This is a genomic window from Olsenella phocaeensis, assembly GCF_900120385.1.
Lineage (GTDB): Bacteria > Actinomycetota > Coriobacteriia > Coriobacteriales > Atopobiaceae > Olsenella_I > Olsenella_I phocaeensis.
On sequence record NZ_LT635494.1, the window covers coordinates 1,031,717 to 1,038,353 of the forward strand.

Here is a 6,637-nt window from a genome sequence, read left to right on the forward strand (position 1 = left end):
CGGCGTCGGTCGAGACCAGGAGCAGCGCCTCGAGCTGGCCCCTGAGGGAGCTGGTGGAAAGTCGTTCGAGCTCGCTCATTGGAGTTCCTCCTCAATGCTGGTCAGTTCGGACTCGTCCAGCTCGAAGGCCGGTGCGCCCTCCACGCGTGCCACGTCGATCTCCCCGAAGGTCCGCGACTGGCTGAGCGTCACGGCGCCGCGCTTGCTGAGCTCGAGGATGGCCAGGAAGGTCGCGACGACCGCCTCGGGCCTCCAGTCACCGTCCACGAGCTCGGAGAAGGTCACGAGCGGACGGGCGCGGGTGAGGCGGTCGACCGATGCCACGGTGAGGGCGATGGGCAGGCGCTTGGGGGCGACGTGCTCCGCCTCGAGCAGGAAGCCCTCGCGCCTGCTGTCGAGGTCGGCGCATATCACGGCAAGCGAGCGCAGGGTGATGCCCTTGAGGTAGTCGGGCATGAGGCCCATGAACTCCGGGTCGGGGCCGGCCGTGCGCGCGAGCATGAGGCCCTCCGCCTCCATGCGGCTCCCCAGGGCCATGCCGGCGTTCCTGAACTGCTTGTAGGCGATGAGCCGGGCGATGAGGACCTCGCGCACCTCCTCGGGCGAGAGGTCCGCGAACTCGTCGTCGTCCGCATCGTCGTCTCGCCGCGACGGCACGGAGTGGTCGGGCACCAGAGACGCGGCCTTCATGTCGAGGAGGGTCGACGCCACGAGAACGAAGTCGCTCGCCACGTCCAGGTCCAGCTCCCCCATGGAGCGGACCTCCTCGAGGTACTGGTCGGCCACCTCGGCGATGGATATGGAGCCGATGGCCACCTTCTGCCTGCTCACGAGCTGGAGGAGCAGGTCGAAGGGCCCCGAGTAGGCCTGGGTCCTCACGCGGTACGACATGCTAGGCCCCCAGGAGGTGGCCGGCGAGGCGGATGGCGGTGGCCCTGAGGTAGGAGCTCAGGGGGTCGAAGCCCAGCAGGCCCGGCAGGACGTAGAGGACGACGAGCAGGATGGGCATGGAGTAGGCCTGCACCTGCTGGTATATGCGGCGTCCCTCTCCCCTGAGGAAGGGCGAGAGGAGCTTGGAGCCGTCGAGGGGCGGCAGGGGGATGAGGTTGAAGAAGGCAAGGGAGCAGTTGACGTAGCACCAGGACGAGGTGACGCGCAACAGCCAGTACGCCAGGCCGTACCCTCCGTCCCAGAAGCCCGCGAGGGCCTGGAAGGCGAGGCCGGCCACGACCGCCTGGAGGAGGTTGCAGGCCGGGCCCGNAGGAGCTCCCGCTCCTGCTCCATGTCCTCCGAGGCCTCCTCCAGGGTGGACGAGATGGCCCGGCCGCTCAGGCGCTCACGGATGAACTGGCGCGACTCCTCGTCGGGCGCGAAGTCCTCGAGCGGCGGCAGGTCGCGCAGGGACCTGAGGCCGAACTGCTCCAGGAAGCGGCGGGTCGTGCCGTAGAGGAGGGCGCCGGAGCGACCCGACTCGTGCCCCACCTCGCGGACGAGGCCCTTCTCCTTGAGGGAGCCGATGACGCCGTCCGAGTTGACGCCGCGCACGGCCTTCACGCCCTCGCGCGTGACGGGCTGGTGGTACGCGATCACGGCGAGGGTCTCGAGGGCCGCCTGCGAGAGACGACGCATGTCCCACGAGAGCACGTAGCCCTCCACCTGCTCGTGGTAGGCGGGGTGGGTGAAGAGCCTCCAGCCACCCGCGACCTCGCGCAGCTGGAAGCCGCGGTTGGCGTCGGAGTACTCCGCCGCGAGCTCAGCGAGGGCGGACGCCGCCTCGCCCGGGGCNCGTCCCTGCTCCTTCGCCGTGGGGTCGCCCAGCATGAGGGCGGCCCAGGCGTGGGCGAGCTCGTGCAGGACGAGCGAGAGGACGGCCACGCCGACGCTGACGAGCGTCCCGACGACGCTCATGAGGCTGAGGTCCACGTCCGCCCCCTAGCGCCGGGATGCCCGGGACAGGAGCCAGTCGAGCACGAAGAGCGCGAGGGCCGCGATGGCGAAGTCGAGCCTCAGGACCCCGCCGAGCGGCGTCTCGAAGAGCAGGGCGCCCGAGAGGGCACGGGGCAGGAGCTGCGAGACGCGTGCCGTGAGCTCGAGGAGCTGGACGCGGTGCGATCCCACGACCACGGCGTCCGCGACCACGAGGGCCGAGAGGCCAAGCGCCGCGAGCCTGCAGGCGAGGGCGAGGAGCCACAGGGCGAGACGGGCGAGGAGCCCTCCCAGCGAGGACAGGAAGCCCCCATGGCGGCGGGCGGGCTCGGGCGAGAAGGCCTCGCGGCGAGGGCTCGGCACCGCGGCACGAGGCGCTGGCACGTAGGGCCTCTGCACCGGGGCCGGCTGTGCACGCGGCACCTGGGCCGCAGGCCTCAGCAGCGTGCGCTCGGGACTCTCGCCTGCCTGACGCGCGGAACGGTCAAGGCGCCTGGTCGCAGGCTCCGCCGCCTGCCAGGGGCGCGGCTCGTCGGCCGCCACGTAGGCGTCGGAAGGCACGTGGGCGCCCGCCTGTGAAAACTCCTGCCGGGGAGAGGCCGCCGTGCGCCCCTCCCAGCCACCACCCGGGACGTCGCTAGGCATTGAGGGCCTCCTCTATCTTCTCCGTGAGCTCGAGCCACTCCTCCTCGAGCGAGGGGATCTTCTTCGAGAGCGCGTTGTACTCCGCCATGCACGTGTCGAAGCGGTCTGCGTCGGCATAGAGCTCCTCCGAGGCCATGAGCTCCATCAGCTCCGCATAGCGCTTGCGCGCGGGCTCGAGGGCGGACTCGACCTGCCTCAGGCGGCGCCTCTCGCCCTTGAGGGCGCGGTTCGCGGCGTTGCGCGCCTCCGCCTCCGCGCGGCGCTGCTCCTTGGTCTTCACGTTACGGCCCTGGGTCACGGGCTCCTCCTGGCTCGCCGTCGCACGGGCGGGCTGTGGCGCCTGCTGTCCGGACGCCTCGGCCTCCCGGGCCTCGAGCTCGGCGCGCTTGAAGAGGTAGTAGTCGTAGTCCCCGTCATAGAGGGTCACCTTGTGGTCGCGCACCTCGATGACCTTGTTCGCCACGGCGCGCACGAGGTGCTCGTCGTGGCTGATGAGCATGATGGTGCCCGGGAAGTCGACGAGCGCCTGCTCGAGCACGTCCACCGAGTCGATGTCCAGGTGGTTGGTGGGCTCGTCCAGGCAGAGCAGGGGGTCCGGCGAGACGAGCATCCTGGCCAGCGCGAGGCGCGCCCGCTCCCCGCCCGAGAGCACGCCGACGCGCTTGTCCACGTCGTCGCCATGGAAGAGGAAGGCGCCCAGGAGCCGGCGCTCCTCCGAGCTCGTCCAGCCGGGGGCAGCCTCGTCCATCTCCTGCATGACGGTCAGGCCCTCGTGCAGGGTCTCGAGCTGGTGCTGGGCGTAGTAGGTCTGGGTCACGTTCTGCCCCAGCTCGACCGTGCCACGACTGGGCTCCTCGTGGCCGTTGACGATCTTCATGAGCGTGGACTTGCCCGCACCGTTGGGGCCCACGAGGACCGCATGGTCGCCGCGGTAGAGCTTGAGGTCGACGCCCTCGTAGACGTGGTTCTCCCCGTAGCTCTTCGCCACGCCCTCGAGGCTGATCACCATGTCGCCCGTGCGCGGGGGCTCCGGGAAGCGGAAGTGGACCTTCTTCGACGACTCGGGCAGCACCACGAGCTCGGACTGGATCTGCTCGATGCGCCGGATGCGCTCCTGGACCTGCTTGGCCTTGGTGGGCTTGTAGCGGAACTTGTCCACGAAGACCTGCATGTGGTTGATGTCGCGCTCCTGGGCGGCGCGCTTGGCGCGGAGCTGCTCCAGGTTGTCCTCGCGCTGGCGCAGGTAGCCGGAGTAGTTGCCCACGTAGGTGACCAGGCGCTTGTTCTCGAGCGCGGCGACGTGGCTCACGCAGGAGTCCATGAAGGCACGGTCGTGGCTCACCAGGAGCACGGCGCCGTCATAGGAGCTCAGGAAGGACTCAAGCCACTTGACGCTCTCGAGGTCGAGGTGGTTGGTGGGCTCGTCCAGGAGCAGGAGGTCGGGATGGCGGAGGAGGAGCTTTGAGAGGGCGATGCGCATCTGCCAGCCGCCCGAGAAGTCGCGCGAAGGCTTGTCGAAGTCCTCGATGGGAAACCCCAGGCCGCCCAGGATCTGCCGGGCGCGCGCCTCGAGCTCGTAGCCGCCCAGCCGCTCGAAGCGGTCCTGCGCCGCGCCGTAGCGCTCGAGGAGGCCGTCCTGCTCGGGCCCGGTGGGCATGGACGAGATCTGGTGCTCCATCTGGGATATGCGGCGCTCGAGCTCCTTGAGCTCGTGGGCGGAGTCGACGACCTCGGCGAGGGCGCTCTTCTCGCCCGCCAGATGGGTCTCCTGCTCCAGGTAGCCGATGCTGCAGTCGCGCGCGAAGCTCACCGTGCCCTCGTCGGCGGACTCCTGGCCCATGATTATCTTGAGCAGCGTGGTCTTCCCGGCGCCGTTGGGACCCACCAGGCCCCAACGCTCGCCGGCATTGAGCTGCAGCGTAGCGGCCGAGTACAGGACTCGGCCGCCGAATGACTTCGAGATCTTGTCAGCGAGTGCGATCAAGCGCGTTCCTCCGGATGCCCGCCTACACGTGACCTCCCAGTATACGAGATGGCCCGACGGGGGCGACGTCTCCTGCCGACGCGCACATCGCAGGAACAGAATGGCTCGCCGACGACTGCAGGCCAGGCGCGCCCACTACGTCCGACGCGCGCCCGGGTTCGTCCGCAGCGTCCGACGCGCTCGGAGGCTCGTCTCGACAACGCCCGATACGCGCGTATTCTTCTTGATAGCGTCCGACGCGCGCCAAGATTCGCCGAAAGCGTCCGACGCGTCTTTGGCGTGGCCGGCAACTGGGCAAACGCGAACGCTTCAGACGCGTTCGACGTATTCGTGGATTTTACGCACGCGTTCGACGTATTCGTGGATTTTACGCACGCGTTCGACGTGCTCGTTCGACTCATGCGCAGCCCCGCACGCGCAGCGCAGCTCGACGGCGAACAACACGTATGTCAGGCGCGGTGACGCCGCGAGTGCCGCGCCTACGAGCAGAGGTGGATGGCGAAGCCCGCGATCTGCCGCTCGAAGTAGATCAGCTGGGTGCTGCCATCAGGCCTGAGCACGCGCGACGCCTGGTTAAGCCTGAACCCGCGCGCCTCGAACCAGCGCTCCGCCGCAGGCAGGTCGTCGACATGGAAGCCGATGTGGCCCTTCTCCCCGCGCGGGGCCTGGGGGCGCATTATCTCGACCAGGCTGCCCGAGAAGAGCGAGATGGGGGCCTGGACGTTGCGCGGCAGCCCCATGAGGGTCTGGAAGAGGCCCGCGACCTGCTCCGCCTCCTCGTCCGTAGCCGCGTTCACGCCCACGTGGGCGATGCTGAGCCCGAAGAGTGCCACCGGATCGTCCTGCACGCTCGTGTCCTTCACGCTCGTGTCCTGCACGCTCGCGTCCTTCACGCTCGTGTCCTGCACGCTCGTGTCCTGCACGCTCGTGTCCTGCACGCTCGTGTCCTTCACCTCGTCTGCCATGAAAAGCTCCCCTTCCTCGTCGTAGGAGGACCCTCTCCCCTCTTCCCCCTTTTCGCTCGAGTGTACAAGCTGAAGGTTTCAACTTGCGCACTCGTGAGACGGTTTCTCTCTCCTTCCTGCACAGACATCGTGGCGCGGCTGTCGAGTGCGCAATTGAGTGCTTTAAGTTTGTGCACTCGCGAGGGGGAGGTGGGACGAGGGTGGTGAATCAAGGGGCGCGCGGCTCCGGCGGTCGTCGCATCCACAGGAAAGCGAACAAATTACACAGGTACCTGTCTTATGTGGAGGAGCGGTGTAGATGCGCCTCCCAACGAGGCCGAGCGTCGCAATCCAACTCCGCACTGCTATCGTCGTAGACAGTTACACAGGTACCTGACATTCGAAAGACGCACGGAAGGACCGTGCGGGACGCCAGGCGCCGACGGAGGGATTCGCATGACCGAAGAGAACGACACCCAGACCCAGGCAGACCAGACCGAGGAGGTCGCGGGCGAGAAGGCCGAGGCCACGAGCCCCAAGGCCCACGAGGAGATCTCGCTCGCCCACAAGGCCGGACGCATGGGCAACCTGCTCTATCGCTACACCAAGCTCCAGACCGAGGCCCACGGCGGCTTCGGCGACCCGCTGCGCGGCCAGGGACGCGTGCTCGCGCTGCTCAAGGCCAAGCCCGAGACCAGCCAGAAGGAGCTCTCGTTCCTGCTCGACATGCGCCAGCAGTCGCTCTCGGAGCTGCTCGCCAAGCTGGAGGAGAAGGGCTTCGTCACCCGTGCCAAGTCCGAGGAGGACGGGCGCGTCACCATGGTGCGCCTGACCGAGGAGGGCGCGTCCGCCGCCCCCGCCGAGGACGACATGGACCCCGACGAGGACGTCTTCTCCTGCCTCTCCGCCGAGGAGCGCGCCCAGTTCGAAGCCCACGTTGACACCGTGATCGCCTCCTTGGAGGAGAAGCTCCGTGCATTGGGCTTCGACCCCAACGCCAGGCGCGAGCGCCACGACGACCGCCGTGGCGGCTTTGGGCGCGGGCGAGACGAGCGCGGAGGGCGCGGCGGCTATGGTCGTGGCGGCTTCGAGCGCGGAGGGCGCGACGAGCGTCGGGGCGGCTACGGCCACGGCCGCG

Annotated in this window: 6 protein-coding genes and 1 pseudogene; 1 reads left to right on the forward strand and 6 read right to left on the reverse strand. The window is 68.7% G+C overall.

Going from position 1 to position 6,637, the window contains the following annotated elements:
- Positions 1-75 precede the first annotated feature (75 nt).
- The 6 genes and pseudogenes from BQ7388_RS04920 to BQ7388_RS04950 form a co-directional block, all read right to left on the reverse strand.
- Positions 76-891: a segregation and condensation protein A gene (locus tag BQ7388_RS04920; protein ID WP_062530297.1), complete on the reverse strand. Its 816-nt coding sequence runs from the start codon at positions 889-891 to the stop codon at positions 76-78.
- Position 892: 1 nt separating this feature from the next.
- On the reverse strand, positions 893-1,228 hold the full coding sequence (locus tag BQ7388_RS04925) for a site-2 protease family protein (protein WP_234946865.1): 336 nt from the start codon (positions 1,226-1,228) through the stop codon (positions 893-895).
- A 35-nt stretch (positions 1,229-1,263) separates the two neighbouring features.
- Positions 1,264-1,908, reverse strand: a pseudogene (gene scpB / locus BQ7388_RS04930) (SMC-Scp complex subunit ScpB); the annotation flags it as partial.
- A 24-nt stretch (positions 1,909-1,932) separates the two neighbouring features.
- Positions 1,933-2,571, reverse strand: coding sequence for a flagellar biosynthesis protein FlhF (locus BQ7388_RS11490; RefSeq protein WP_062530295.1), 639 nt, complete (start codon positions 2,569-2,571; stop codon positions 1,933-1,935).
- Entirely contained in the window at positions 2,564-4,555 is a 1,992-nt protein-coding gene (gene abc-f, locus BQ7388_RS04940; RefSeq protein WP_072499895.1) for a ribosomal protection-like ABC-F family protein, read from the reverse strand. The genes BQ7388_RS11490 and abc-f overlap by 8 nt, the downstream gene beginning before the upstream one ends.
- Positions 4,556-5,034: 479 nt before the next feature.
- Positions 5,035-5,520, reverse strand: a complete 486-nt coding sequence (locus tag BQ7388_RS04950; protein ID WP_083558264.1) for a VOC family protein — start codon at positions 5,518-5,520, stop codon at positions 5,035-5,037.
- Positions 5,521-5,955: 435 nt separating this feature from the next.
- Here BQ7388_RS04950 and BQ7388_RS04955 point away from each other — a divergent pair.
- The coding region (locus BQ7388_RS04955) for a MarR family winged helix-turn-helix transcriptional regulator (RefSeq protein ID WP_072499897.1) at positions 5,956-6,637 on the forward strand (682 nt) is incomplete at its 3' end.